General features: G+C 71.2%; 22 protein-coding genes and 1 pseudogene. 12 read left to right on the top strand and 11 right to left on the bottom strand.

Features of this window, described 5'->3' with window-relative positions:
- The first annotated feature begins 27 nt into the window (after positions 1-27).
- The 4 genes from ACIQHQ_RS08160 (at position 28) to dnaK (ending at position 3,634) form a co-directional block, all read left to right on the top strand.
- Entirely contained in the window at positions 28-456 is a 429-nt protein-coding gene (locus ACIQHQ_RS08160) for an OsmC family peroxiredoxin (protein ID WP_363116990.1), read from the top strand.
- A 280-nt stretch (positions 457-736) separates the two neighbouring features.
- Positions 737-955 (top strand): hypothetical protein, encoded by a 219-nt coding sequence (locus tag ACIQHQ_RS08155; protein WP_402610912.1) that lies wholly within the window; start codon positions 737-739, stop codon positions 953-955.
- Entirely contained in the window at positions 952-1,692 is a 741-nt protein-coding gene (locus ACIQHQ_RS08150) for a glycerophosphodiester phosphodiesterase family protein (protein ID WP_402610910.1), read from the top strand. Before ACIQHQ_RS08155 ends, ACIQHQ_RS08150 begins: the two co-directional genes overlap by 4 nt.
- 61 nt (positions 1,693-1,753) lie before the next feature.
- A complete protein-coding gene (dnaK, locus tag ACIQHQ_RS08145; RefSeq protein ID WP_402610908.1) occupies positions 1,754-3,634 on the top strand; it encodes a molecular chaperone DnaK in 1,881 nt (626 codons plus the stop codon).
- A gap of 17 nt (positions 3,635-3,651) precedes the next feature.
- Here the strand turns inward: dnaK and ACIQHQ_RS08140 are convergent, their stop codons facing one another.
- The gene (locus ACIQHQ_RS08140; protein WP_402610906.1) at positions 3,652-4,119 is read right to left on the bottom strand and encodes a nitrate reductase molybdenum cofactor assembly chaperone; all 468 of its coding nucleotides are present in this window, start codon (positions 4,117-4,119) and stop codon (positions 3,652-3,654) included.
- A gap of 134 nt (positions 4,120-4,253) precedes the next feature.
- Positions 4,254-5,117 carry a helix-turn-helix domain-containing protein gene (locus tag ACIQHQ_RS08135; RefSeq protein ID WP_402610905.1) on the bottom strand — a complete coding sequence of 288 codons (864 nt, stop codon included), beginning with the start codon at positions 5,115-5,117 and terminating at the stop codon, positions 4,254-4,256.
- A gap of 240 nt (positions 5,118-5,357) precedes the next feature.
- Here ACIQHQ_RS08135 and ACIQHQ_RS08130 point away from each other — a divergent pair, with 240 nt between their 5' ends.
- Positions 5,358-5,783 (top strand): hypothetical protein, encoded by a 426-nt coding sequence (locus ACIQHQ_RS08130; protein WP_402610903.1) that lies wholly within the window; start codon positions 5,358-5,360, stop codon positions 5,781-5,783.
- Here ACIQHQ_RS08130 and ACIQHQ_RS08125 read toward each other — a convergent pair.
- A complete protein-coding gene (locus ACIQHQ_RS08125) occupies positions 5,765-6,571 on the bottom strand; it encodes a helix-turn-helix domain-containing protein (RefSeq protein WP_402610902.1) in 807 nt (268 codons plus the stop codon). The two genes, ACIQHQ_RS08130 and ACIQHQ_RS08125, sit on opposite strands and share 19 nt — an antisense overlap.
- Before the next feature lie 129 nt (positions 6,572-6,700).
- On the opposite strand from ACIQHQ_RS08125, the gene ACIQHQ_RS08120 reads away from it, so the two are divergent.
- Positions 6,701-7,006 (top strand): 4a-hydroxytetrahydrobiopterin dehydratase, encoded by a 306-nt coding sequence (locus ACIQHQ_RS08120; RefSeq protein WP_402610901.1) that lies wholly within the window; start codon positions 6,701-6,703, stop codon positions 7,004-7,006.
- Between the two features lie 4 nt (positions 7,007-7,010).
- Entirely contained in the window at positions 7,011-7,754 is a 744-nt protein-coding gene (locus ACIQHQ_RS08115; protein WP_402610900.1) for a class I SAM-dependent methyltransferase, read from the top strand.
- Here the strand turns inward: ACIQHQ_RS08115 and ACIQHQ_RS08110 are convergent.
- A complete protein-coding gene (locus ACIQHQ_RS08110) occupies positions 7,723-8,199 on the bottom strand; it encodes a hypothetical protein (protein WP_402610899.1) in 477 nt (158 codons plus the stop codon). The genes ACIQHQ_RS08115 and ACIQHQ_RS08110 overlap by 32 nt on opposite strands.
- A complete protein-coding gene (locus ACIQHQ_RS08105) occupies positions 8,196-8,675 on the bottom strand; it encodes a hypothetical protein (RefSeq protein ID WP_402610898.1) in 480 nt (159 codons plus the stop codon). Before ACIQHQ_RS08105 ends, ACIQHQ_RS08110 begins: the two co-directional genes overlap by 4 nt.
- Positions 8,676-8,714: 39 nt before the next feature.
- Here ACIQHQ_RS08105 and ACIQHQ_RS08100 point away from each other — a divergent pair, with 39 nt between their 5' ends.
- Positions 8,715-9,665, top strand: coding sequence for a helix-turn-helix transcriptional regulator (locus tag ACIQHQ_RS08100; RefSeq protein ID WP_402610897.1), 951 nt, complete (start codon positions 8,715-8,717; stop codon positions 9,663-9,665).
- Positions 9,666-9,847: 182 nt separating this feature from the next.
- Here ACIQHQ_RS08100 and ACIQHQ_RS08095 read toward each other — a convergent pair whose 3' ends face one another.
- Together ACIQHQ_RS08095 and ACIQHQ_RS08090 are read right to left on the bottom strand one after the other, a co-directional pair.
- Entirely contained in the window at positions 9,848-12,496 is a 2,649-nt protein-coding gene (locus tag ACIQHQ_RS08095) for a cellulose binding domain-containing protein (protein WP_402610896.1), read from the bottom strand.
- A 216-nt stretch (positions 12,497-12,712) separates the two neighbouring features.
- Positions 12,713-15,631 carry a glycoside hydrolase family 48 protein gene (locus ACIQHQ_RS08090; RefSeq protein WP_402610895.1) on the bottom strand — a complete coding sequence of 973 codons (2,919 nt, stop codon included), beginning with the start codon at positions 15,629-15,631 and terminating at the stop codon, positions 12,713-12,715.
- Between the two features lie 456 nt (positions 15,632-16,087).
- On the opposite strand from ACIQHQ_RS08090, the gene ACIQHQ_RS08085 reads away from it, so the two are divergent.
- The 3 genes and pseudogenes from ACIQHQ_RS08085 to ACIQHQ_RS08075 all read left to right on the top strand — a co-directional run.
- Complete coding sequence (locus ACIQHQ_RS08085) at positions 16,088-17,806, top strand: glycoside hydrolase family 6 protein (RefSeq protein WP_402610894.1); 1,719 nt, start codon at positions 16,088-16,090, stop codon at positions 17,804-17,806.
- A 130-nt stretch (positions 17,807-17,936) separates the two neighbouring features.
- Positions 17,937-18,848: a class I SAM-dependent methyltransferase gene (locus ACIQHQ_RS08080; protein WP_402610893.1), complete on the top strand. Its 912-nt coding sequence runs from the start codon at positions 17,937-17,939 to the stop codon at positions 18,846-18,848.
- Between the two features lie 307 nt (positions 18,849-19,155).
- Positions 19,156-19,634, top strand: a pseudogene (locus tag ACIQHQ_RS08075) (hypothetical protein); the annotation flags it as partial.
- A gap of 78 nt (positions 19,635-19,712) precedes the next feature.
- Here the strand turns inward: ACIQHQ_RS08075 and ACIQHQ_RS08070 are convergent.
- From ACIQHQ_RS08070 to ACIQHQ_RS08060, 3 genes are all read right to left on the bottom strand, one after another.
- Entirely contained in the window at positions 19,713-20,504 is a 792-nt protein-coding gene (locus ACIQHQ_RS08070; RefSeq protein WP_402611605.1) for an aldo/keto reductase, read from the bottom strand.
- 158 nt (positions 20,505-20,662) lie between these two features.
- The gene (locus ACIQHQ_RS08065; RefSeq protein ID WP_402610892.1) at positions 20,663-22,489 is read right to left on the bottom strand and encodes an AMP-dependent synthetase/ligase; all 1,827 of its coding nucleotides are present in this window, start codon (positions 22,487-22,489) and stop codon (positions 20,663-20,665) included.
- Positions 22,490-22,783: 294 nt separating this feature from the next.
- Positions 22,784-23,662 (bottom strand): LysR substrate-binding domain-containing protein, encoded by an 879-nt coding sequence (locus ACIQHQ_RS08060; protein ID WP_402610891.1) that lies wholly within the window; start codon positions 23,660-23,662, stop codon positions 22,784-22,786.
- A gap of 162 nt (positions 23,663-23,824) precedes the next feature.
- Here ACIQHQ_RS08060 and ACIQHQ_RS08055 point away from each other — a divergent pair, with 162 nt between their 5' ends.
- Positions 23,825-24,838, top strand: coding sequence for a bile acid:sodium symporter family protein (locus ACIQHQ_RS08055; protein ID WP_402611604.1), 1,014 nt, complete (start codon positions 23,825-23,827; stop codon positions 24,836-24,838).
- Here ACIQHQ_RS08055 and ACIQHQ_RS08050 read toward each other — a convergent pair.
- Positions 24,774-26,009: a DUF4185 domain-containing protein gene (locus ACIQHQ_RS08050; protein WP_402610889.1), complete on the bottom strand. Its 1,236-nt coding sequence runs from the start codon at positions 26,007-26,009 to the stop codon at positions 24,774-24,776. The two genes, ACIQHQ_RS08055 and ACIQHQ_RS08050, sit on opposite strands and share 65 nt — an antisense overlap.
- Between the last annotated feature and the right edge of the window lie 3 nt (positions 26,010-26,012).

Here is a 26,012-nt window from a genome sequence, read left to right as displayed (position 1 = left end):
CGAGTCCGCACGCGAAAGGAAGAACTCGTGGCTACCACGCGCTCCGCACACACGGTCTGGGAAGGCAACCTGCTCGAGGGCAACGGTGTCGTCACCTTCGACTCCTCCGGTGCCATCGGCGAGCAGCCGGTGACGTGGGCCTCGCGCGCTCAGGAGGCGAACGGCAAGACCAGCCCCGAGGAGCTGATCGCGGCCGCCCACTCCAGCTGCTTCTCGATGGCCTTCTCCAACATCCTCAACAAGGCCGGGACGCCGCCCACCAAGCTCATCACCTCGGCCGACGTCACCTTCCAGCCGGGTGAGGGCATCACCGGCATCCACCTCACCGTCGAGGGCACCGTCCCCGGCATCGACGAGGCGGCCTTCCAGGCCGCCGCCGACGAGGCCAAGGTCGGCTGCCCGGTCAGCCAGGCCCTCAAGGCCACCCCGATCACGCTGACCGCCAAGCTCGCCTGACCTGCCCCCTACCGCCGCGCGGGTCCGCCCCCAGGGCGGCCCGCGCGGCGTCGTCGGTTCACCACCCCGGGCCGGGGTATGCACCAGACGCCTCGAACCGCCGGGCCGGAAGGAACGTGATGCTGCCGGGAACATCCACGAACGCGACGGTGCTCGACTCCGCCACCCGTGACCGGACCCGCGTCCTGCTGCTGTTCAGTCCCTCCGGACGGCTGCGACCCCGGGACAGCGCCCGCCGCGGCTACGACCGCTTCGCCGGGCACCCCAGGGACCAGCCGGGATGTGGTCCCCGTCCCGGCTCCCGACGAACGTCCTCGACGTACGCGCCTACGGCGCCGCCTACGCGCCGGACGGGCTGCCCTTCGTCGTCCTGGTCGTGATCGGCCGGGTGCTGCTCGGACGGGTCAGCACCCGCTCCCGATCGCCGCTGCCCGCGCCCGACGACGCCTTCGCCCCCGTGCCGCCTCTCCGCTCACCCTCCGGGAACCGACGACCATGACGCCACACGCCGCCGTCTCCGCCCACCGGGGCGGCTCCGAGCGCGCCGGCCCGGCCACCTGGGAGGCGTACGAGGACGCGATCGACTCCGGTGCGGAGTTCGTCGAGTTCGACATCCGCCGCACCAGGGACGGGGTCCTCGTCGTCCACCACGACCCCCGGGTCGGCCCCGCCGGGCCGCCGCTGTCCGCGATCACGCACGCCGAGCTGTGTGAGCGGGCCGGATACGCCGTGCCCGTCGTGGACGAGGTCATGGCACTGATCGCCGGGAAGCTCGTGGCCCACCTGGACCTCAAGGAGACCGGCTACGAGCGGGAGGTGATCGACCGCGCGGTGGCCCTGCTCGGCGTGGACGGGCTCGTCGTGACGACCCTCGAGGACCGATCCGTCGCCGCTGTCACACGGCGCTACCCGGGTGTGCGCACCGCCCTGTCCCTGGGGCGTGACCGTACGGAGCTGGCCCTCGCCCGGCTGCCCGGGACACGCCTGAGCGAGCTCTTTCCCGCCCGGCGCATCCGGGCCTGCGGGGCCCACGGTGTCGCGGTGCACCAGCGGCTGGCCAGGGCCGGCGTGCTGCGCCAGGCGACCCGGCACGGCCTGTTCACCATGGTGTGGACCGTCAACGACGACACCCTCATGCAGGCCTTCCTCGCCCACCCGCGCGTCGACGTGCTCGTCACGGACCGCCCCCGGCGCGCCGTGGCGCTGCGCGGGGCGATCACCCCTTCGCGGCATTGACAACCGCGCACTCAAGTTTTGTGCTGGAGAGTGGGAAGCGCCCTGGCGGAAGGGGACAGCGATGGGACGTGCGGTCGGAATCGACCTCGGAACCACGAACTCGGTGGTCGCCGTGCTGGAAGGCGGCGAGCCCACCGTCATCGCCAACGCGGAGGGGGCCAGAACGACACCCTCGGTCGTGGCGTTCGCCAAGAACGGTGAGGTGCTGGTCGGGGAGGTGGCCAAGCGGCAGGCCGTGACGAACGTGGAGCGCACCGCCCGCTCGGTCAAGCGGTACATGGGCGACGCGCACTGGCGCTTCCCCGACGAGGGTGACGTGGACGGCACCCGGTACCGGGCGCAGGAACTGTCCGCGCGGGTGCTGCAGAAGCTGAAGCGGGACGCGGAGTCCTACCTCGGCGAGGACGTCACCGACGCGGTGGTCACCGTCCCCGCCTACTTCGACGACTCCCAGCGGCAGGCGACCAAGGAGGCCGGTGAAATCGCGGGCCTGAAGGTCCTGCGGATCATCAACGAGCCGACGGCCGCGGCCCTCGCCTACGGCCTGGACAAGGAGAACGACCAGACGGTGCTCGTCTTCGACCTCGGCGGCGGCACCTTCGACGTGTCGCTGCTGGAGATGGGCGAGGGCGTCATCGAGGTGAAGGCCACCAACGGTGACACGCACCTCGGCGGCGACGACTGGGACCAGCGGATCGTCGAGTACCTGATCAAGCGCTTCAAGGGCCAGAACGGCGTCGACCTCGCGGCCGACAAGATGGCCGTGCAGCGGCTGCGCGAGGGCGCCGAGCGGGCCAAGATCGAACTGTCCAGCTCGACCGAGACGACGATCAACCTGCCCTACATCACGGCCTCCGCCGAAGGGCCCCTGCATCTCGACGAGAAGCTGACCCGGGCCCAGTTCCAGGAGCTCACCGCCGATCTGCTCGACCGCTGCAAGGACCCGTTCCACCAGGCGGTCAAGGACGCCGGCGTGAAGCTGTCGGCGATCGACCACGTGATCCTCGTCGGCGGCTCGACCCGGATGCCCGCGGTGACCGACCTGGTCAGGGAACTCACCGGCAAGGACCCGCACAAGGGCGTCAACCCCGACGAGGTCGTGGCCGTGGGCGCCGCGCTCCAGGCGGGCGTCATCCGCGGCGACGTCAAGGACGTGCTGCTGCTCGACGTCACCCCGCTGTCCCTGGGCATCGAGACCAAGGGCGGCATCATGACGAAACTCATCGAGCGCAACACGACCATCCCGACACGGCGTTCGGAGATCTTCACGACGGCGGCGGACAACCAGCCCTCGGTCGGCATCCAGGTCTACCAGGGCGAACGGGAGATCGCCGCGTACAACAAGAAGCTCGGCGTCTTCGACCTGACCGGCCTGCCGCCGGCGCCGCGCGGTGTGCCGCAGATCGAGGTGGCCTTCGACATCGACGCCAACGGCATCATGCACGTCTCCGCGAAGGACCTGGCGACCGGCCGCGAGCAGAAGATGACCGTGACCGGCGGCTCGGCCCTGCCCAAGGACGACATCGACCGCATGATGCGCGAGGCCGAACAGTACGCCGACGAGGACCGCAAGCGCCGCGAGTCCGCCGAGACCCGCAACCAGGCCGAGCAACTCGTCTACCAGACCGAGAACTTCCTCCGCGAGAACGGCGACAGGGTCCCCGCGGACACGAAGTCAGAGGTCGAGGCGGCCGTCGCCGAGGTGAAGGAGCACCTGGAACGCCAGGCGGACACCGCGGCCGTGCGCGCCGGCGTCGAGAAACTCGCCTCCGTCAGCCAGAAGATGGGCCAGGCGATGTACGCCCAGACCCAGCAGCCCCCCACCGAGGAACCCTCGGCCACCCCGCAGGACGAGGAGGGCGTGGTCGACGCGGAGATCGTGGACGAGGACAAGGACCAAGGAGGCCGACGCGACGAGAAGCGCGGGCCCGCCCCGGACTGAACCGCTGACGGCGGGGGCTAGCGCCCCGTGGCCACCGGCGGCAGTGTCGCGCACACCGCGTCCAGGACCGTCGCGTACGGCGTGCCGAAGGCGGTGAGTCCGGTGCGGAGCTGGTCCAGGCCGTCGCGGTGCTCCGCCAGCAGCCCGGTGTTGCCGGTGCGGGCCGCGAACTCCAGGACCGCCGGCAGGAAGTCCGGCGGTTCCTCGCCGGTGGTCTCCAGGCCGTGCGCGCGGTACATCTCCTCGCAGGGGGCCGGCGCCGCCTCCCGCCAGACGCTCAGATACAGGCTGTGGTCCTGCCCGGCCTCGAACACCTCGACGTAGTGGGCGGCCAGTTCCCTCGGCGGGGTGAGGGCCGCGTGGTCGGCGAACTCCCGCAGTTGCGGGGCTGCTTCGCGCAGCAGCGGCAGCCGGGCGCGGAAGTCGTCGTCGGGGTACATCAGGCACAGCGCCGCCGCCTGGTACAGCACCTCGAATCCTGGCATCGGACCTCCTTCGCGTGGGCTCCCTTGCCTGCCCCGTCATCCCAGACGCTAGGGGCGGGCCGGGGAGCACACCTGCCGGCGGCGCCCGTACGGGTCAGAACCCGTGCCGTGACGTCACGGCGGAGACGAGGGGCTCAGTAGCGCTCGCGGTACTCCCGCAGCAGTTCCTCCGTGCGCTGCGCGGAAGCGGCCCCGGCCGTCATGTGGTCCAGCACCTCCAGATGCGTGGAGACCTCCTTGCGGGAGTCCAGGTACAGCGCACCGGTCAGATACTCGGTGAAGACCATGTCGGGCAGTTCCGGCTCGGCGAAGCGGAACAACGAGAACGGCGCGTACGTCCCCGGATGCGGGCCGTCCGCGAACTCGGCGATCTGGAGGGTGACCCGGTCGCGCCCGGCGTACTCCAGCAGCTTGTCCAGTTGGTCGCGCATCACCCGGCCGTCGACGCTCACCGGGCGCCGCAGCACCGTCTCGTCCATGATGACCCACAGGTGCGGCGCGTCCGGGCGGTCCAGGAGCCGCTGCCGCTCCATGCGCAGCGACACATGCCGCTCGATGGCCTGCGGCCCCGCGTTCGCGATGGTGCCGGCCGCCAGCACGGCCCGCGCGTACCCCTCGGTCTGCAGCAGCCCCGGCACGAAGTGCGGCTCGTACGACCGGATGATCCGGGCGGCGCCCTCCAGGCTCACGTACAGGCTGAACCACTCCGGCAGCACGTCGTGGAACCGCTGCCACCAGCCCGGCCGGTTCGCCTCCTCGGCGAGGTCGACGAACGCGCTCACCTCGTCCTCGGTCACCCCGTAGGCGGTCAGCAGGATCTGCACGTACGGGATCTTCAGCGCGACGTCGGCGGTCTCCATCCGCCGGACGGTCGCGGGGGCGACCCGCAGCACCCGGGCGGCCTCGTCACGACTGAGGCCCGCGGCCTCACGCAGCTCCTGCAACCGCTTGCCCAGGACCACCTGGCCCACCGTGGGTGCGGCCCGCCGTTCACTCACGCCACGCCTCCCCAACGTGCCAAGCCTGCGATCAGTCTGTCACGTCCGGCCGGGGGTATCACAGGGCCTCGCACCGGGAAGATCGCGCAAGCCGGGGCGAGACAGGGGCATTACCCCGCGGGTAATCGACCGGACGCCGCCCGGACGGGATCGTGAACCCACCGGGTCCCGGGCCGGCGCACTCCGGCCCGGGACCCGGCCCCAGCCGCCGCACCACGACCCGACGGAGGGTGATTCCCCATGTCCGCCATCCAGCTCGCCGCGCTCGCCCGGACCTGCGAGCCGCAGTCCGCGCTGCGCCGCTTCCTCGCCCTGGACGCCGTGGTGACCGGCGCCAACGCGCTCGCCTACCTGGCGTTCTCCGGTCCCCTCGGGCGCTTTTTCGGCGCCGACGCCACGCTGCTGCTCGGCCTCGGCGCGTTCCTCGCGCTCTACGCGGCGGGCGTGGGCCTGCTGGCCGCCCGCCGACGACCGCCGACGCTCGGCGTGCGGGCCGTCGTCGAGGGCAACCTCGCCTGGGCGGCGGTGAGCCTCGTGGCGCTGGCGCTGTGGCTCACGCCGAGCACTCCGGGCGCCGTGTGGACGGTGCTCCAGGCCCTGACCGTGGCCACGTTCGCCGTCCTCCAGCACGCGGCTCTGAGGGCCCGTCAGGACAGCAGCTGCTGAAGGTGCTTGACCGTCGCCGGGTCGGCCGGGAGCAGGGTCTCGATGGCCAGCTCGGCGACCGTCACGTCCATCGGAGTGTTGAACGTGGCGATCGAGGAGATGAACGACAGCGTCCGGCCCTCGTGCTCGATCCGCAGCGGCAGCGCGAAGTACGGCACCGGATCCGACGGCTCGTCCGCCGGATCCGCCTCGGGCGCCGGATAGGCCGCCACCTCCTCGTACAGCGCCCGCAGCGACTGCGAGCGGTGCAGCGCGATCTGCCGCTCCATCTGGTCCAGCAGATGACCCCGCCAGGCGCACAGATTGCGGATGCGCGGCGCGAGGCCTCGCGGGTGCAGGGCCAGCCGCATCGCGTTCAGCGGCGGTTCGAGCAGTGAGGGGCAGACCCCGTCGACCAGCGTCATGACCCCGCGGTTGGCGGCCACCACGTTGTACAGCGCGTCCACCACCAGCGCCGGATACGGCTCGTAGCCGCTGATCAGCCGCTCGATGCCCTCCCGCAGCGCGCCCAGCGCCGGGTCGTCCAGCGGGGTCTCCGGGTAGCGCGGGGCGTAACCGGCCGCGAGCAGCAGAGCGTTGCGCTCCCGCACGGGCACCTCCAGGTGCTCGGCCAGCCGCAGCACCATCTCCTCGCTGGGCCGGGAGCGGCCGGTCTCGACGAAGCTGATGTGCCGGGCGGAGGAGTCCGCGCGCAGGGCCAGCTCCAGCTGGCTGACCCGCCGCCGCTCCCGCCAGGCCCGCAGCAGCGGACCCACGCCCTTCTCGGCGGTGGACGCGTGAGTGGTCATGTCAGGACCGTAGTCGAGAACCGGTCGTGCCGGACAGGCACCACCTCGTGACCAGGGTCCCGGCAGCCGGGCTGTGGCAGGCTGAGGGAGCACCCCGAGGACTCCGGATCACGACAAGGAGCGCAGCCCATGCCCGTCGAACCGCTGCCGCAGAAGGAGATCGAGGACCGGCTGGCCGAGCTGCCGGGCTGGTCGCTCGACAAGGATCACCTCATCCGCTCCTACCGGCTCGGCTCGCACTTCGCGGCGACGGCGATGGTCGTGCACATCGCCCAGGTCCAGGAGGAGCTGAACCACCACTCCGACCTCACGCTCGGCTACCACACCGTCTCCCTGTCCCTGCACACGCACAGCGCGGGCGGCGCCGTCACCAAGAAGGACTTCGAGCTCGCCCGCAGGGTGGAGGACCTCGCCCCCGGTCACGGGGCACACTGACGAGGTGCTCGACTACGACAAGGAAGCGGAGCGGTACGACGCCTCGCGCGGCGGGGAGCCCCGTGCGGCGGCCGCCGCGCAGGCGGTGCTGGGCCTGCTGCCGCCGGACACACGCGCCCTGCTCGACGTCGCCTGCGGAACGGGCATCGTCACCCGCCGGTTCGCCGCCGCCCGCGACGGCATACGGGTGACCGGTGTCGACCTCGCCCCCGCGATGGCCCGGCAGGCCTCCACCCGGCTGCCCGGTGCCGTCGTACGTGCCGACAGCCGCCGGCTGCCCTTCCGGGACGGGCAGTTCGATGCCGTGTGCAGCGTGTGGCTGCTGCATCTGGCCGCCGGGCCCGCCGACGTGCGGACCATCGTCGGCGAGTGCGCCCGGGTGCTGCGGCCCGGTGGGATCTACGTCACGACGGTCGACAAGGCCGCCTCCCACAACGTGGGCAGTGACATCGATGTCGTCCTGTCCTCCCGGCCGCCCAGCCCCGTCCGGGACGCGGCGGCGGACGTCGAGTCCTGTGCCGCCGCCCATGGCCTGGTTGCGGCCGGGCAGGCCCGCTTCACCGGTCACGGCCAGGGCCGCAGCCCTCGCCGTACCATCGCCGACCTGCGCCGGGGCTGGTTCGTCACCCTGCCGCCGGGCGATCCGCTCGCCGACGGTTTCGCCGCCCGTCTCGCGCGCCTCCCCGACCAGGACCGGCCCCGCCCCGACCCGGTGTTCAGCCTGCGGTCGTTCCGGAAGACCGGATGAACTCCATGATCCAGTTGGTGAGCCAGGTCTCCCCGCCGTCGACGGAGAACGCCTGCTCCCAGCGGGCCGACGTGGGGGAGACACCCGACCAGAGGAACCGGACCCGCACCTCCTTGCCGTCGTGCGTGTCGTCGCCGTGGAACTCGCCGCGTCCGTTCTCGAACCGGCCGAAGACCGGCGGGAACAGGGTTCCCGTGAGGCTGGAGGCCCAGTTCAGCGACCACCGCTCGGTGTCCGGGTCGAAGAGGCGAAGGGTCGCGCCCTTGGCCGACAGCCGCGGCATGTCGATCTCGTCGACGTTCGCGGCCCCGTCGAACAGCGGCCGGCAGAGGCTGGTGCCCCGGAACTCGGTCCAGGCGCTGTCCGGGTCGAGGAAGTCGGTGCGGCGCCGGTGGTGGACGTCCCACGCGCCGTGGAAGAAGTCGAAGTCGTGCGGGCTGCTCATGCGCGGTCTCCTGTGGTTCCTTCGGGCAGCGAGTCGGCCACGTAGGCCTTGATGTCCGGGACTGCGGGTGTGAGCAGGTGCCGCACCCAGGCGTCCCGCTCGTGCAGGATCGGCGGCAGCTCCCATACGCAGCCGATCCACGGCAGTCCGGGAGTGATGAAGTGGGCGGGATCGCGGTCCGGGCAGCCCAGCACGGGCTGTCCCGCCGCCGCGCCCCTGAAGTGCAGGACGTTGTCCCACACCCAGCTGTACGCGTTCAGGTAGGCGCCGTCGTCACCGCCCCGGTGCAGGACGACGAAGGTCGCCGGGGGCGTGCCGTCCGGCTCCGGCAGCAGTTCCGGCAGGATCGCGTACGCCGCCTTCTCCACCTCGGGTTCGATGCCCGCGGGGTCGGCGGTGACGTGGTAGCGCTTGATGTGACGTCCGGCCACCTCGATGGGTGGGGGCACGGTCAGCAGTTTCTCGGTGAAGCCCATGCCGGGACGCTAGGGCCGCTTCACTGCCATCCTGTGTCAGTGAAGTCCAGCCGGCTCATCTCCGTCCTCCTGCTGCTCCAGACCCGCGGCCGGATGACCGCCGCCCAGCTCGCCGAGGAACTGCAGGTGTCGGTGCGCACGGTGTACCGGGACGTCGAGGCGCTGAGCGCGGCCGGTGTCCCGCTGTACGCCGACGCGGGCCACTTCGGCGGCTACCGCCTGCTGGACGGCTACCGCACCCGCCTCACCGGGCTGACCGCCGACGAGGCCGAGGCGCTCTTCCTCGCGGGTGCCCCCGGTGCCGCCGCCCAGCTGGGTCTCGGTTCCGTCCTGGCCGCCGCCCAGCTCAAGGTCCGCGCCGCGCTGCCGTCCGTACTGCGCCCGCACGCCGACCGGATCAGCGGCCGCTTCCACCTCGACGCGCCCGGCTGGTACGCCGATGCCGACGAGACGCCCCACCTCCCGGCCGTGGCCGACGCCGTCTGGAACAGCCGTGCCGTGCAGGTGCTGTACCGCCGCTGGCGTGAGCCCACCGACGTGGAGCGCCGCCTGGAGCCGTACGGCCTCGTCCTCAAGGCGGGCCGCTGGTACGTCGTCGCGGGCCCGGGCGGCCCCCGCACCTACCGGGTCGACCAGATCCTCCGACTCACCGCAACCGAGGAGGAGTTCACCTGCCCCGGCGACTTCGACCTGGCCGGGTACTGGGCGGCGTACCAGCGCGACTTCCACGACCGGCTCCGCCCGACCCGGGCCGTGGTCCGGCTGGCACCGGGTGTGCCCCTGCCCGGCCCGGCGCAGACCGACGCACACGTGGAGGAGGACGGCTGGACCCGTGTCACCGTCGCCATCGAGTCCGTCGACCGTGCCCACGCCGACTTTCTGCGCCTGGGCAGCGGCATCGAGGTGCTCGAACCCCCTGAACTGCGCGACCGGATCGCCCGGACCGCGACCGAACTGGCCAAACGGTACGGCCACCGGCCCGCCCGGTGACGACCGGCCCCGACTCCGGCGCGCGGTCCGGCCGAAGCCACCGCTGACACCGTGGGCGCCGGTTCCGCCTTGTCGTGCGACCGCGCCTTCTCGGTGATGGAGACGGTGACGGCGGGCGGGGCCGGTCCGGACACGCGGAGAGGGCGCATGCCGTTGCCGGCACACGCCCTCGGATCGCCCGGTCAGGCAAGCGTGCAGGTCTGCTCGCCCAGCTTGAACGCGACCGGTTTCGTGTTCGTGCCCGACCAGTCCGCCGTGAAGCCGAAGCCCACCGACGAGCCCGCCGCCACGTTCGCGTTCCAGCCGAGGTTCTTCGCCGTCACCGCCGCGCCCGACTGCGTCGCACCGGCGTTCCAGGCCTGGGTCAGCTTCTGGCCGTCCGCGAAGGTCCAGCCGAGGGACCAGCCGTTCCAGGCGGTGGTACCGGTGTTGGTGAGCTGGACGTCCGCCTGGAAGCCGCCCGACCACTGGCTGGTGACCTTGTACGTCACCTTGCAGGGCCCCGCCGGGCCGGGGCCGGGGCCCGGGTCCGTCGTGCCGCCGCCGGAGCTGTCGCCGTAGACGACGCCACGGCCGTTCGTGGACACGTAGACACGGCCGTACACCCGCGGGTCGCCGGTGATCGCCGCGCCCGTCCACCCCCACTGGTGGGCGTCGTCGTTGATGCGCGTCCAGCTCGCGCCCTTGTCCGTGGAGCGGAAGATGCCGCGCACGCCGCCGATCTTCGCGCTGGTGAACAGCGTCTGGTAGGACGCGCCGGGCGCCGCCTTGCCGAAGCCGATGGTGTCGGCCTGCTCGACGCCGGAGAGCTTGGTGAAGCTCGTCCCGCCGTCCGTGGAATGCCACAGCCCGTACGCGCCGTCCGTCGCGCCGCCCGCCAGCCACACGTCGCCCTTCCCGCCGGGCAGTGCCTTGAAGCGGACGCTGTCGCCGCTCGGCAGCCCGGTGGCCGGTGACTCCTTGAAGGTCGCGCCGCCGTCCGTACTGACGTAGAACTTCCCGGACTTGAAACCGTAGAAGGTCTTCGGGTCGACACGGTCCGACTCGACGATCGCCCCGGCGGGGATCCCGCCCGAGGCCTGCCATGACGTGCCGAAGCCCGTCGTGTGGTGCACGCGGGCGCCCTCGGGGCTCCACACGAACCGGCTGCCGTCGGCCGCGGACGCGACCGTGCCGCCGCCGCTCACGCCCGAGGGGTCGGTGCCGGCGGACCAGTTGGCGCCGTTGTCCGTCGAGAACGCGATGTGCGGGCCCGAGTCGAGGTTGCCCACCCGCACGACGGTGTCCGGGCTGGACTCGGCGAAGTCCAGACTCGTCGTCGTCGTGAAGTTCGGCTGAGTGAACATCATCGGCGGGACCTTCGCCAGATCCGTGTGGCGGAAGCCGCCGATGTCACCCAGCGCGCTCAGCAGCGGGGCGCCCGACGGGGGAGAGGCGAGGTCGTTGACCGCCGTCTCCTCCAGTCCCCGGACCATCGGCTTGACGGTGAACTTGCCGCCGCTGTCCCAGTTCCCGAGGTTCTCGGTGCCGTAGATCGTCGCGCCCGTCCCGTACATCATGCGGTTCGAGTCGAACGGGTCGATCTCCAGGGCCTCGGTCATCCAGCCCAGCTTCGGCGTCTGCTCGGGCGGCTGCGGGTTCGCGCCCCAGGTGAGCCACGGCGCGGACGAGACGTCCATCGTGTAGCGGTTCTCGCGGTTCGGGTACGACGTGTAGTCCCACGCCTTGGTCCAGGTCGCGCCGCTGTCCGTGGAGCGGAAGATCTGCGTGTCCGGCCACCAGGCGCTGTACGCGGTCGCCATCACCGTGCCCGGCTTCTGCCGGTCCACCGTCAGCCCGCTGAATCCGTAGAAGGTGTCGGCCTCCGCGACCGGGCTGATGTTCGTCCAGGCTCCTGTGCCCGTCGCGTACCGCCACAGTTGGCCCTTGCCGCCGTCGTACGGGCCGCCCTTGTCACTGTAGGCGAGGTAGAGGGAGCCGTTCTTCGCCTCCAGCACGCCCTTGTGGGCGAGGTAGCCGGTGGGCTGCCCGGCCAGCCGCTGCCAGGTGGCGCCCGCGTCCGTCGACCGGTACACCGCGTTGTCCTTGTCGGCGACCCCGACATAGATCGTCTTCGTCGCGTTGCCGGCCGTGCCCGTGGACTCGTCGAAGGTGACCCAGACGATGCCCTGGTTGTCGCTGGAGTAGCCCGACGTGTCACTCGGGTCCGCGACGTAGTTGCCCACGTTGGGGAAGTTCGCGACCTGCGACCAGGTCACGCCCGCATCCGTCGACCGCCACAGCCCCTTGCCGCTGGGTGCCCCCAGGTACAGCACGCTGTTCCGGTTCGGGTCGACGGCCAGCCGCTCGCCCATGCCCCGCCCCGGCATGTTGCCGCCCAGCTTGAACGGCAGATTCGTCTTCCGCCAGGTCGCGCCCCGGTCGGAGGAGCGCATGATCGCGCCGTTCTTCGGGTCCCAGCTGTTGGTGTACGTGCCCACCGCCGCGTACACCCGGTTCGGATCGACGGAGTCGGACGCGATGCCCACGACGCCCGTGTGCCCCCAGTCGTCCCAGCCGACCGAGTCCAGCAGTGGCGTCCAGGTCTTCGAGGCCTCCTGCCAGCGGTAGGCGCCGCCGATGTCCGTGCGGGCGTAGGCCAGGTTCTTCTCGGAGCGGTTGAAGACGATCCCCGGGACGAAACCACCGCCGTCGATCCGGGCGTTCTTCCAGGTGTAGGTGTCGGCTGCCGTCCTCGGCGACGGCGGGTCGGCGGCCAGGGCGGTGGGGGCGCCCGACAGCAGCCCGGCCGCCAGCGCCAGCACGGCCGTGAGAATGCGGGTTCTTCGCACGGTGGGGCTCCTTCCGCGGGAGGGGGAACGTGCGAGGGCCGGGCGACTCCCGCGCGGGGAGCCGCCCGGCCGTGGTGGCCCCGCGTCAGGTGCGGGGCCATGTACGCAGAGCATCGGACGCACCTGCTGTTTCAGGGGCGCGGGGGACTGCGCGACCAGCCACAGCCGGACCCGCAGCCGTCGTCCCCGCGCCACCCGCGGAGCGCCCGGCGGGGGCTATTCGAGAAGCTCCGCGTACGAGCCCATGGCCAAGGCGATGTCCGCCTGAGCCCAGAACCGGTGGTACGTGAACGACGGCACTGCGCCGCCGGCGAGGTAGCTCTCGATCTTCGACCAGGCCGGGTCGTCCTTGTAGAAGGACCGGATCGACTCGAACGTCGACGACGAGTTGATCGCGTCACCGTTCGGCATCGTGCCCGTCCAGCCACTGGGGACGTGCACCGGGTCGCGGAAGCGGTTGTAGTCCGCGCGGTTCTCCGGGACGGCGATCCCGAGGGCGTCCTGGTGGTTCACCCACATGCCGTCCAGCAGCTTCTTCGCCGCCGCGGCGGCCTCCGTGTCACCGGAGCGGTCCGCGTAGTACGTCAGGGTCTTGGCGTACGCGGCGGCCACACCGACGTCGTTGGTGTAGTCGGCGACGGTGACGCGCAGTCCGCTGTTGGAGCCGGGGCTGGAGGCGTTCCAGGTGTCGGGCTGGCCCGACCACTGGAGCGTCGCCGGGATGCGGAAGGTGCCGTCCGGGTTGAACGTGGTCTTGGACAGCGCCCAGTCGACCCACTTGTCGAGGACCGTCTTGGCCTTCGCGTTCCCCGTCTGCTGGTACAGCTCGGCGACCCGCTCCATGGACCACGCCTGGAAGCCGAACCACTGGTTGGACGGCGGGTCGTGGTACACGGGCTTCTCGTCGTAGTACATGCCGTAGAACGTCGACTTGCCCGAGGGCGGGGTCGCGTACCGGCCCGCCCAGCTGTTGGTCGCGCCGCCGGCGATGGCGCCCTCACTCGACTGCAGCCAGCGGTAGAACTCCAGCTGCCGGTCCATGGACTTGGCCCAGTCCGCGGCACCCGTCGCCGACTTGGGCTTCAGCGGCGCGTAGTTGCCGAGCGCGTAGGCGGCGAGGGGGTTCTGGTAGCCGCCGTGGGCGTGGCTGGAGCCGATGCGCCAGGCCCAGCCGGCGTTGGTGTCCGTGGCGCCGCCCCAGGCGTAGTACCAGGACATCAGGTAGAACGAGGCGTCCTTGCCGGTGCCCGCGGGGCAGGCCGAGGGCCCGACACAGTTGCCGACCTTCTTGAAGTACTTGTCGAACATCGAGTAGCGCAGGTAGTCGCCCATCTTGGCGGCCTTGGCGACCGTCGCGGAGACGGCGGAACCCTTGCCCTGCTCCTTCGCCCACAGATCCGCCCAGTAGGCGGCCTGCACGGCCCGCGCGTCGGCGTCCGGCGCGTTGGTGAACTTCCACTGCTTGGCGTAGGAGGCGTCAGCGGTGAACAGGTCCAGATAGCCGTTCTTGCCGCCGAACTTGAAGGCGTCGCAGGTCGGCTGCGGCACCGTCTCCCACACCGACTCCTGCGCACCGCGCTGGAAGGTGTTGATGTACGACGGGCCGGTGTCCGACGGGCCCGCCTCGCACTTGCCGGGTGAGTTGCCGTAGCCGTAGACGTTGTCGACGTCCTGGAGCCAGTGCATGCCGTAGACGTCGTCCGTGCCGTAGGCGCTCTTCAGTTCGCCCGCGATCGGGTCCGTGCCGACCGAGACGCCGGTGTCGAGCTTGGCCGGGTACTCGTTCGGCGTGTCCAGCTCGGGGGCGTAGGTGGCCGGCTTGGCGGGGTTGTAGAAGGAGTTGGTCGGCTGGTCGGCCTTGGTGGGGATCATGTACTTCTCCATGATCTCCCAGGCGCCGTTGAACTTCGACCAGTCACCCGTCACCTTGCCGTACATGGCCTGGAGCCACAGGAGGTAGCTGTACGCCTCCGAGGTGGTCTCGTGGCCGTGGTCCGGCGCCTCGACGATCAGCGTCTCGACCGAGTGGTAGGGAATGCCCTCGGGGGAGAAGTAGCCGTTCGCCGGGTTGGTGATCTTCCCGTACAGCTCCAGGAAACGGGCGTCGTACACCTTCGCCGCCGCCAGCTGGGTGACGGTGACCGAGGCCTTCGCATGGCCCGCGGCCGTCGACTCGAACACGGCGGAACCGGTACCGGAGCCCGCGGCGCTGACGGTCACCTTCTGCGCGGTGTTCCAGTTCTGCGGTGTGAAGGTCAGCGAGGCGCCGGCCGAGACCGACAGGCCCGAGTTGCCGCTCGCGCGGGCCGAGGTCACCGTCACGTTCGCGGACGGCTGCTTGGACAGCTTCACCTCGTACGTGCCCGACTTGCCCGACTGGACACCCAGTTGGAGCGGTGAGGCGACGACGGTCGGACCGGAGGCGACGGTGATGCCGACCGGCGTGGAGTCGGCGGAGGCGCCCATGCTGTCGTACGCCTTCGCCACCAGCGAATGACTGCCCACGGTCAAGTCGGAGACGGAGAGCGTGTAGGGCGCGCTCGTGTCCGTCCCCAGCAGCTTGGTGTCGTCGTAGAACTCCACCTTGCTGATCGAGGCGTTGTCCGCGGCAGCGGCGGTGGCCGCCAGAGGTACGGCCTGTCCCTGGGTGTAGACGGCGCCCGCGTTCGGGCTGGTCAGCACGGCGATCGGCGGCTGGTGCGCGCCGGTGCAGGACGTGCCGTTGACCGAGAAGGACGTCGGCGCGGTGTTGCCGCCGCTGTAGGAGAACTGGGCACCGGTGGAGACGGCGGCACCCGCGGCGACCCGCGCGTTGTGGGCGGCGTTCTTCACGGTGATGTTCTGGCCGGACTGCGACCAGGTGCCGTTCCAGCCGTTCGCCAGCTTCTGGTTGCCGGAGTAGGCGTAGGTCAGCGTCCAGCCGTCGATGGCGTCCGTGCCGCGGTTGGTGAGGGTCAGGTCCACCGTGAAACCGGAGCCCCAGTCGTTCGTCTTGTAATCGACACTGCACTGAAGTGCCGCCGCTTGCGCGGTTGTCGACCCTGAGGAGAGCATCGTCAACGGAAGCGCGAGAGCTGCGAGGGCGGCGGTCCACAACCGCCGCACCGCTCCGCGTCTCCGGGGTGGGGGATGCATGGTGCTGGTCCCTCCTTGCGGCTCGGAGAAGTCAAGGCTTGAACCAGTGGGAGCGCTCCCATAGTGCGGATCCCGTCAGGTACGGGTCAAGGTCCTTGAAGAGTCGAAAAGATTCGACGCCCCGCCTGGGGCAAAAGTCGGTGACTCCCCTGTTCTTTACCGTCACTTGGCGCTACCTTCCTTGGCACCAGTGGGAGCGATTCCATCAGTCGACGCGTCCGTCACGGCACGCCCGACCTGCAAGGAGTCGCTCATGCGACACCCCCCGCCTTCAGTGCTTTGAGCCGCCGCCGGACGCCCGCGGCGGACGGTCGCTGCCCCGCGTCGGCCGCGTACGGTGCCGCACCGGCTCCGCCCTGCCCGCGAGAAGCCTCACGCACCTGACGAACTCCCCAACGTGTCGCGGCGCAACCGCGGACATCGCAAGGAACCCCAACGGAAGAGGGACCCCCACTCATGAGCCGTACGAGAACCGCGTTACTGGCCGCCATGGCCCTGGTCGGTGGTGCGACCGGCACCGCCTTCGCCGTCGACGCGGGCGGTGCCGACGTCGCCGCCGTCCCGTGCACCGTCGACTACAAGATCCAGAACGAGTGGAGCACCGGCTTCACCGCCGCCGTGACCCTCACCAACAACAGCGCCGCCAAGTCCTCGTGGTCGCTGAAGTGGTCCTACGCAGGCAACCAGAAGGTCACCAGCGGCTGGAACGCCAAGATCAGCCAGAGCGGTGCCGCCGTGACCGCCGCCAACGAGTCCTACAACGGCCGGCTGGCGACGGGAGGTTCGGTCAGCTTCGGCTTCCAGGGCAGCTACAGCGGCAGCAACGCGATCCCGGCGACCTTCACCCTCGACGGCGTGACCTGCAACGTCGACGGCGGCCCCGGCGGCCCCACGGATCCGCCGGACCCGGGCGGCCCGTCGAACCGGGTGAACAACCCCTACGAGGGCGCGAAGGTGTACGTGAATCCGGAGTGGTCCGCGAATGCCGCCGCCGAGCCGGGCGGCAGTCGTGTTGCCAACCAGCCCACGGGTGTCTGGCTGGACCGGATCGCGGCCATCAACGGCGCGGGCGGCAAGATGGGCCTGCGTGCCCACCTCGACGAGGCACTTCGGCAGAAGGGTTCCGGCGAACTCGTCGTCCAGCTCGTGATCTACAACCTGCCCGGCCGGGACTGCGCCGCCCTCGCCTCCAACGGCGAACTCGGCCCGACGGAGATCGACAAGTACAAGACGCAGTACATCGACCCGATCAAGGCGATCCTCGCCGACTCGAAGTACGCCTCGCTGCGGATCGTCACCACGGTCGAGATCGACTCGCTGCCGAACCTCGTCACCAACACCGGCGGCCGTGCGACGGCCACCCCGCAGTGCGACGTGATGAAGGCCAACGGCAACTACCAGAAGGGCGTCGGCTACGCGCTGAACAAGCTGGGTGACGTGCCCAACGTCTACAACTACGTGGACGCCGGCCACCACGGCTGGATCGGCTGGGACGACAACTTCGGCCCCAGCGCCACCCTGTTCAAGGAGGCGGCGACCACGGAGGGCGCCACCGTCAACGACGTCCACGGGTTCATCACCAACACGGCCAACTACAGCGCCCTGAAGGAGGACAACTTCTCCATCGGCGACAACGTGGCCGGCAAGTCCGTCCGCGAGTCGAAGTGGGTCGACTGGAACCGCTACGTCGACGAGCTGTCCTTCGCCCAGGCGTTCCGCAACCACCTGGTCTCGGTGGGCTTCAACTCGAACATCGGCATGCTGATCGACACCTCCCGCAACGGTTGGGGCGGCACCGCACGACCCACCGGACCGGGTGCCACGACCAGCGTCGACACGTACGTCGACGGCGGGCGCTACGACCGCCGCATCAACCCCGGCAACTGGTGCAACCAGGCCGGAGCCGGCCTCGGCGAACGCCCGCGGGCCAACCCGGCCGCCGGAATCGACGCGTACGTGTGGATGAAGCCGCCGGGCGAGTCGGACGGGTCGAGCAAGGCCATCCCGAACGACGAGGGCAAGGGCGCCGACGGAATGTGCGACCCGGCGTACAAGGGCAACCCGCGCAACGGCAACAACCCGTCCGGTGCTCTGCCGGACGCGCCGCTGTCCGGGCACTGGTTCTCCGCCCAGTTCCGGCAGCTGATGCAGAACGCGTACCCGCCGCTGTCCTGAACCGTCTCCGTTGACCGGCCGATCCGCCGGGGCCACGAGCCCTGGCGGATTTGCCGCACCGGCAACAGCAGTGGCCTCCGATCGGTGCGTCGGCGCACGCTGACCGCATCCGAGCGAGAGGCTGACCACCATGGCGCACCAACACGGCCACGAGCACACGCACAAGCACAAGCCTGAGCCTGGCCATCACCACGACCACACGGATCTCGACTGGGCCGAGATGGGGCCGATGCTGGAGTCCTCGGCGGAACTCTTCGCGTCCCTGTACGAACGGGCACTGGGCTGGCTCGCGCAGGAGGTGACCGAACCGGGCCTGATCGTCGACGCGGGCAGTGGGCCGGGTGTCGTGTCGTGCCTGTTCGCGGAGACGTTCCCGGGCGCGCGGATCGTGGCGGTGGACGGCTCCGCGGCGCTGCTGGAACGGGCCCGGGCGCGGGCCGAGCGGCAGGGCGTCGCCGACCGCTTCGGCACGCTCGCCGGTGACCTGCCCGATGCGCTCGGCGAGCTGGACTACCCCGCCGACCTGCTCTGGGCGAGCCGCAGCCTGCACCACCTGGGCGACCAGCGGGCCGCGCTGGCCGCCTTCGCGCAGCGGCTCGCGCCGGGCGGCACGCTGGCCCTCATGGAGGGCGGTCTGCCCTTGCGGTTCCTGCCGCGTGACATCGGCATCGGCCGACCCGGTCTCCAGGCGCGGATCGACGCGGTGGAGACGGAGTGGTTCACCCGGATGCGCACCGCGCTGCCCGGACACGTGGCCGAGACGGAGCACTGGCCGGCCCTGCTGGCCGCCGCGGGCCTCAAGCACACGAGGACGCACAGTTTCCTGCTCGACCTCCCGGCGCCCGCCTCGGACCGGGCGCGTGCCTATGTCGTGGCGTCCCTGGCCCACATGCGCGACAAGCTCACCGAAGGGCTCGACGCCGAGGACCTCGCGACGGTCGACCGACTCCTCGACCCCGACGACGAGGCGAGCTTGCACCACCGCCCGGACGTGTTCGTCCTGGAGGCCCACACGGTGCACACGGCGGTCCGGCCCGCGTAGCGTCGGCGGCCCTCGGCTCCGAGAGCGCTTCAACTGACGGACCCCCGGCATCGCACGTCGTCCCACACCCCAGGGGGAACCCATGTCCGATCCTCGCCGTGCCGAGCCACGATCCGACACGCCGCCCGTCCGGGCCGTAGACGGCGGAGACACCCGTGAGGGCCGGGTGCGCCAGGGGGCGGCCGGTCCGGCGGCGCGCGGCGCGGCGAGCGATGCGTGCTGCCCGGGAGCCCAGTTGTGCTGGAAGGTGGATGTCGGCGACTGGCCGATCGGCACGTCGACGCCCTCCTGGGTGAGGTGACGGGTCATGTCAGGGGACGCCGCCTCGAGGGTCGCGCTCGTCACCGGTGGAGACGGGGCCCTGCTGCTCGAGCGAAGCCGAGAGCCTGGGGGAGGGATCGGCGCCACCGTCGCCCGGCAACCGCCGGAAGGCGACCACCGGGTCGCCGTCACCGGCCGCGGCGCGGAGCGGCCGCGCACCTCGCCGGGGAACCGGGGTGGCCCGACGGCCTGCTGACGATCGCCGGGCACACCGCCAAGCCGGGAGTGGGGGAGGGCGGCGACCGGGCTCGCAGAAAACCGCGGCGGCAGGTCACCGAGTGGGGTGTGGGCGTCACCCTGGCGGCGCCGGGCCGGTGGAAACCCCCTCCTCGGGACTCCGGCGGCAGCCTCCCACCCGGTCACCTCCTCACCGCGGGCCAGATCGCCGGCCCGGTCCTCTGCCCGATGGGCCAGCCGGAGGGTGCCGACGTCGACACGGTGGCCGTAGGGCCGGTGGGGCAGCCGGTCCGAGAGGGCGGTGAACCGGCGGCGCCCCGGACCCGGCCCGCCAGGGCTCGGGGGCCGGGGCGCCGCCGATGTGGCTCAGTCTTCGTTGAACTCCGCCGGGTGCGGGCCCAGGCGCCGGTCCTCGTCCAGGGCGCTGATCGCCGCCAGGTCCTCGTCGTCGAGGCTGAAGTCGAAGACCTCGATGTTCTCCTTGATCCGCGACGGCGTCACGGACTTCGGGATCACCACGTTGCCCCGCTGGAGGTGCCAGCGCAGCACCACCTGGGCCGGGGTGCGGTCGTGCTTGCGGGCGATGGCCACGATCGCCGGGACCTCCAGCAGGCCCTTGCCCTGGCCGAGCGGCGACCAGGCCTCCGTGGCGATGCCCCGCTGCGCGTGGTAGGCACGGGTGGCCTCCTGCTGGAGGTGGGGGTGCAGCTCGATCTGGTTCACCGCCGGGACGACCGAGGTCTCGCCGATCAGGTTCTCCAGGTGCTCGGGAAGGAAGTTGGAGACGCCGATGGCCCGGATCCGGCCGTCGGCGTGCAGCTTCTCGAACGCCTTGTAGCTGTCGACGTACAGACCCCGCTCCGGCGTCGGCCAGTGGATCAGGTACAGGTCGACGTAGTCCAGGCCGAGGTTTTCCAACGACGTGTCGAAGGCGCGCAGCGTGGAGTCGTACCCCTGGTCGGCGTTCCAGAGCTTCGTCGTGACGAAGAGCTCCTGACGAGGCAGACCGGCGGCGGCGATGGCCTTGCCGGTGCCCTGCTCGTTGCCGTAGATCGCCGCGGTGTCGATGCTGCGGTACCCGGCCTCCAGCGCCGCCGCGACGGCCGTCTCGGCCTCGTCGTCCGGCACCTGCCAGACGCCGAAACCCAGCTGGGGCATCTCGACGCCGTTGTTCAGGATGATCGGGGGGACCTTGCTCACGAGCTCTCGATCCTTCGGTAAGTGGTCAGATGCGCTCCCATCGTGAACGATCACGGGCGGTGATGCATTCCTGACGGGAGGATTCCGAAGCCACACCTGCCCCGCCGGGGCGGAGGTCACGCTCGGTAGAGCGCCTCGACCTCGTTCTCGTACGCCTTCTCGATCGCCTTGCGCTTCAGCTTCAGGGACGGGGTCAGCAACCCGTGCTCCTCCGTGAACGGCTGAGCCAGGATGCGGAAGGTGCGGATCGACTCGGCCTGGGAGACCAGGGTGTTGGCGGCGACCACGGCGCGCCGCACCTCCGTCTCCAGGTCCGCGTCGCGCACCAGCTCCGCCGGGGACATCCGCGGCTTGGCCCGCATGGCCAGCCAGTGCTCCACGGCCTCCTGGTCGAGGGTGATCAGGGCGGCGATGTACGGACGGTCGTTGCCGACGAGGATGCACTGGTTGACCAGCGGATGGTCCCGGACGCGTTCCTCCAGGACACCGGGCGAGACACTCTTGCCGCCGGATGTGACCAGGATCTCCTTCTTGCGGCCGGTGATGGTGAGGAAGCCGTCCTCGTCGAGTGCGCCGAGGTCGCCGGTGGCGAGCCAGCCGTCGTGCAGGGCCTCGTCGGTGGCCTTGGGGTTGTTGAGGTAGCCCTGGAAGACGTTCTCGCCGCGCAGCCAGATCTCGCCGTCGTCCGCGATGTGCACGGTCATGCCGGGGATGGGCTGCCCGACGGTGCCGAACCGGGTGCGGCCGGGCGGGTTGGCGGTCGCGGCGGCGGTCGACTCCGTCAGGCCGTAGCCCTCGTAGATGTGCACGCCCGCGCCGGCGAAGAACAGCCCGAGCCGGCGGTCCATCGCCGAGCCGCCGGACATGGCGTGCTTGATGCGGCCGCCCATCGCGGCGCGGATCCTGGCATAGACCAGCTTGTCGAACAGCTGGTGCTGCATGCGCAGGCCCGCCGACGGGCCGGGGCCGGTGCCCCAGGCCTTGGCCTCCATCGCGTCGGCGTACTTGATGGCGATGTCGACGGCCTTGTCGAAGGGGCCGGAGCGGCCCTCCTTCTCGGCCTTGCGGCGGGCCGCGTTGAACACCTTCTCGAAGATGTACGGCACGGCCAGGAAGAACGTCGGCTTGAACGCGGCCAGGTCCGGCAGCAGGGCCGCCGCGTTCAGCTGCGGCTGGTGGCCGAACTTCACCCTGCCGCGGATCCCGGCCACCTGGACCATCCGCCCGAAGACGTGCGCGAGCGGCAGGAACAGCAGGGTCGCCGCCTCGTCGCCGCGCTTGGAGTGGAACACCGGCTCCCAGCGCTCGATGACGGTGTCCGCCTCGTACATGAAGTTGCCGTGCGTGATGACACAGCCCTTGGGGCGGCCGGTGGTGCCCGAGGTGTAGATGATCGTGGCGACCGAGTCGGGTGTGACGGCCTGCCGATGGCGGTGCACCACCTCGTCGTCGAGGTGCGCGCCCGCGTCGTACAGCTCGTGCACGGCACCGGAGTCGAGCTGCCACAGCCGGCGCAGCTGGGGCAGCCGGTCGATGACGGTGGCGATGGTCATCGCGTGGTCCTCGTGTTCCACGACCGCTGCCGTCACCTCGGCGTCGTACAGCATCCAGAAGCACTGCTCGGCGGAGGACGTGGGGTAGACCGGGACGACCTGGGCGCCGATGGTCCACAAGGCGTAGTCGAACAGGGTCCACTCGTAGCGCGTGCGGGACATGATCGCGACCCGGTCGCCGAACCGGATGCCGCTCGCCAGCAGGCCCTTGGCCAGGGCGAGCACCTCGTCGCGGAACTCGGCGCTGGTGACGTCCCGCCACTGGCCGGAGTCGTCCTTGCGGCCGAGGGCGATGTGCAGCGGGTCCTGCTGGGCATGCTCGAAGACCACGTCGGCCAGACCGCCCACCGGAGGTGCCAACGCCAACGGAGGGTTGGTGAACTCGCGCAAACCCCGCTCCTCAGCGCTCCTGTCGAGTGACGCCCCGCACAGCGCCGTGAAAGCTACCCCACCCGGGCAGGGGGCGGGAGGGGGTGCGAAGGTGAGCACCGCTCCGGTCTGCGAGGGTCAGCGCGGGAAAAAGCGCTCACATGGGGAGGGGTCGGACGCATTCCTGACGGTTGAGTAAGTTTCGGTGCCGTAATCTCCACCGAATCTGTACGAGTCCCGGTGTCGTCCCGATGCGCCTTCGAACGGTGTCTCTTCTGTCAGCGGGGCGACGGCGGATTCTGTTACTCCCGCTTGTCACAGCCCCTTGCGCTCGCTGCGGTGCAGCCGGTCGCCGCCCGCCAGGACCGCCGCCGCCAGGGCGTCCGCCGCGCCTTGGGCGGAGGGCCGGCGCCGGCCGTGGACCAGGACGAAGTCGACCTGCCCCAGTTCCGGCAGCCCCGCCCGGTCCGGGACCCGGACCAGTCCCGGCGGGATGAGGCCGCGCGAGTGGGCCATCACGCCGAGACCGGCCCGGGCCGCCGCGACCAGGCCGTTGAGGCTGCCGCTGGTGCACACCACGCGCCACTGGCGGCCCTGCCGCTCCAGGGCTTCCAGGGCGAGCGCGCGGGTGATGCCCGGCGGCGGGTAGACGATGAGCGGCACCGGGCGGTCCGGATCGAGCCGGAGGCGTTCCGTGCCGATCCACACCAGCCGGTCGTGCCGGACCAGCTCACCCCGCGGGTCCTCGGGCCGCCGCTTGGCCAGGACCAGATCCAGCTTTCCCGCGGCGAGCTGCTCGTGCAGCGTTCCCGACAGTTCCACCGTCAGCTCCAGGTCGACCTCCGGATGCTCGTGCCGGAAGCCTTCGAGGATCTCGGGCAGCCGCGTCAGCACGAAGTCCTCCGAGGCGCCGAAGCGCAGCCGGCCGCGCAGCCGGGTGCCCGTGAAGAACGCCGCGGCCTGCTCGTGCACCTCCAGGATCCGGCGGGCGAAACCGAGCATGGCCTCGCCGTCCTCCGTCAGCTCCACCGAGTGCGTGTCCCGGGTGAACAGCGTCCGCCCGGCGGCCTCCTCCAGCCGCCGCACGTGCTGACTGACCGTGGACTGCCGCAGTCCGAGCCGTCGCGCGGCCTGCGTGAAGCTCAGCGTCTGCGCCACCGACAGGAACGTGCGCAGATGCGCGGGGTCGTACATGGCTGCCAGGTTATCGCGAAACGCGATGGCAGTGAGAGCGGTGTACGGGATTCCCGATCGCCGGACGGTGGAGCAGGATGGAAGGGGCCGACACGGCCCCGGACCGACGGACGCGTACCAAGCAAGTGGAGCACCGTGAAACGCCTGCAGTGGCCGCAGTGGATGCCGATCGACCCCTACATCCTGCTCCTCCTCGCGACGGTGGGCCTGGCCGCACTGTTCCCGGCGCGCGGAGCGGCCGCCGGCATCGCCTCCGGTGCCTCCACCGCCGCGGTCGCCCTCCTCTTCTTCCTGTACGGCGCCAGGCTGTCCACCCGCGAGGCGCTCGACGGGCTGCGGCACTGGCGGCTCCACATCACGGTCCTGGCCTGCACCTTCGTCGTCTTCCCGCTGCTCGGGCTCGCCGCCCGCGGGCTGGTGCCGGTGATCCTGACGCACCCGCTCTACCAGGGTCTGCTCTTCCTCACGCTCGTCCCGTCCACCGTGCAGTCGTCGATCGCCTTCACCTCGATGGCCCGCGGCAACGTGCCCGCGGCGATCTGCGCGGGCTCCTTCTCCTCCCTCGTCGGCATCATCACCACCCCGCTGCTCGCGGCCTCGCTGCTCGGCGGCGACGGCGGCGGGTTCTCCGCCGACTCGCTGCTGAAGATCGTGCTGCACCTGCTGGTGCCGTTCGTCGCCGGGCAGCTGCTGCGCCGCTGGATCGGCGGCTTCGTCACCCGCCGCAAGCGGGTCCTCGCCCTGGTGGACCGCGGCTCGATCCTGCTGGTCGTCTACACCGCGTTCAGCGTGGGTGTGGTCCAGGGCATATGGCACCAGGTCAGTCCCGCGCGGCTCGGCGGCCTGGTCGTCGTCGAGGCGGCGATCCTCGCCGTGATGCTGCTGCTCACCTGGTACGGCGGCAGGGCGCTGCGCTTCGGCCGGGCGGACCGGATCGCGATCCAGTTCGCCGGCTCGAAGAAGTCCCTGGCCGCCGGGCTGCCCATGGCGAGCGTCCTGTTCGGCGCGCAGGCGGCGCTCGCCGTGCTGCCGCTGATGCTCTTCCACCAGATGCAGCTGATCGTGTGCGCGGTGATCGCCAAGCGGCGCGCGCGGGAAGCGCCGGGTGAGGTCACCGCGCCGCAGCCAGGCGCAGCGTCACAAAGCGTGGCCGATACAGGGACACGTTCCGGCTGAGCCGGTCGGCGGCGCTCGTCGTCTCCAGCCAGTTGACGTCGTAGCTCAGGACGAGCCGTCCCGAGCCGCTCAGCACCGGATGCGCCTGGGGGTTGTAGGCGGCCACCTGCCCCTGCGGCAGCGAGGGGCTGAACTCCTTCGCCGGACCGTGCCACGGTCCGGCCGGGGAGCAGGCCCAGTAGGACGCCACGGTGGTCAGGCCCTTCGGGCCGGCGGCCATCGTGAACAGCACGTAGGTGCCGCCGTCCCGGACGACCGTGAACGCGCTGCCCACGCCCGTGCGCCGCCCGTCGCCGAGCACCGGCCGGGGGCGGGCGCCGGGCACCCAGGCCGAGCCGCTCCAGTACTGCCAGGCGTCCGGATCCGCGAGCCCGCCCTCCGGCACCCGGGCCGCGTACGCGTGCGAGGCGGGGCGGGAGGCGGCCCGGCCGTCGTCGCCACCGAACACGTACGTCCAGCCGTCCTCCTCGACCAGCGTCGTGCCGAACAGCACGCGGCGGGACGGGTCGCGGACCGAACGCTGGTCGAGGACCTCGACGATCGACTCCAGGCGCAGCGCGGGCAGCGACAGGGTGGCGACCTCGGTGGCGGTGGGCACGCCGTAGATCCAGGGAGCCTGCCCCGCCGTACGCACCCACAGCAGGACCCGCACGACCTGCTCCGGGGAACCGGGGGAGCGGGGTTCGACGCGGGCGGCGACCGGCCAGCGCCACCGGCCCGGCGCCGGATCGGCGAACAGCGGGGCGGGCAGGGTGGATTCGAGCCGGCCGTCACGCATCAGCACGGCCGAGTTGCGCACCAGCGGCGCGGTGGTGTCCCGCCAGGCGTAGGACTCGCCGTGCGGGTTGGGCGGTCCGTACACCTGACCCAGATAGGTGTCCGAGAACAGCCACAGCACCCGGCCGTCCGGCAGCCGCACCGAGTGGGTGCCGTCGCCGCCGGTCCAGTCGTCGGTGCGGCTCGCGTCGTCGCCGTAGCGGGCGAACTCGGCGGTGAGGCCGTCGTCAGCCTCCCAGGATCCGACCGTGAGCGCCCGGCAGGCGCCGTCGCCGGAACCGTCGTCGTCCGGCAGGGCGATGAGCAGCGCGGCGCCGAGAACCAGGACCAGCAGAAGGCCGATCCCGGTTCCCGTGCGCTGTCGTGCTCGTGCTGCTCCTGAGTCGTCGGGCACGGT

Origin of the sequence: Streptomyces sp. NPDC092370 (assembly GCF_044755265.1) — a bacterium.
GTDB lineage: Bacteria > Actinomycetota > Actinomycetes > Streptomycetales > Streptomycetaceae > Streptomyces.
This window is presented reverse-complemented; position numbering and strand designations above follow the sequence as displayed.

Coding starts and splice junctions, on each gene's coding strand:
- ACIQHQ_RS08155 (WP_402610912.1), top strand. CDS start 737: ATGTGGTCCCCGTCCCGGCTCCCGACGAACGTCCTCGACGTACGCGCC.
- ACIQHQ_RS08150 (WP_402610910.1), top strand. CDS start 952: ATGACGCCACACGCCGCCGTCTCCGCCCACCGGGGCGGCTCCGAGCGC.
- dnaK (WP_402610908.1), top strand. CDS start 1,754: ATGGGACGTGCGGTCGGAATCGACCTCGGAACCACGAACTCGGTGGTC.
- ACIQHQ_RS08140 (WP_402610906.1), bottom strand. CDS start 4,119: ATGCCAGGATTCGAGGTGCTGTACCAGGCGGCGGCGCTGTGCCTGATG.
- ACIQHQ_RS08130 (WP_402610903.1), top strand. CDS start 5,358: ATGTCCGCCATCCAGCTCGCCGCGCTCGCCCGGACCTGCGAGCCGCAG.
- ACIQHQ_RS08125 (WP_402610902.1), bottom strand. CDS start 6,571: ATGACCACTCACGCGTCCACCGCCGAGAAGGGCGTGGGTCCGCTGCTG.
- ACIQHQ_RS08120 (WP_402610901.1), top strand. CDS start 6,701: ATGCCCGTCGAACCGCTGCCGCAGAAGGAGATCGAGGACCGGCTGGCC.
- ACIQHQ_RS08110 (WP_402610899.1), bottom strand. CDS start 8,199: ATGAGCAGCCCGCACGACTTCGACTTCTTCCACGGCGCGTGGGACGTC.
- ACIQHQ_RS08105 (WP_402610898.1), bottom strand. CDS start 8,675: ATGGGCTTCACCGAGAAACTGCTGACCGTGCCCCCACCCATCGAGGTG.
- ACIQHQ_RS08090 (WP_402610895.1), bottom strand. CDS start 15,631: ATGCATCCCCCACCCCGGAGACGCGGAGCGGTGCGGCGGTTGTGGACC.
- ACIQHQ_RS08085 (WP_402610894.1), top strand. CDS start 16,088: ATGAGCCGTACGAGAACCGCGTTACTGGCCGCCATGGCCCTGGTCGGT.
- ACIQHQ_RS08080 (WP_402610893.1), top strand. CDS start 17,937: ATGGCGCACCAACACGGCCACGAGCACACGCACAAGCACAAGCCTGAG.
- ACIQHQ_RS08070 (WP_402611605.1), bottom strand. CDS start 20,504: ATGCCCCAGCTGGGTTTCGGCGTCTGGCAGGTGCCGGACGACGAGGCC.
- ACIQHQ_RS08060 (WP_402610891.1), bottom strand. CDS start 23,662: ATGTACGACCCCGCGCATCTGCGCACGTTCCTGTCGGTGGCGCAGACG.
- ACIQHQ_RS08055 (WP_402611604.1), top strand. CDS start 23,825: ATGCCGATCGACCCCTACATCCTGCTCCTCCTCGCGACGGTGGGCCTG.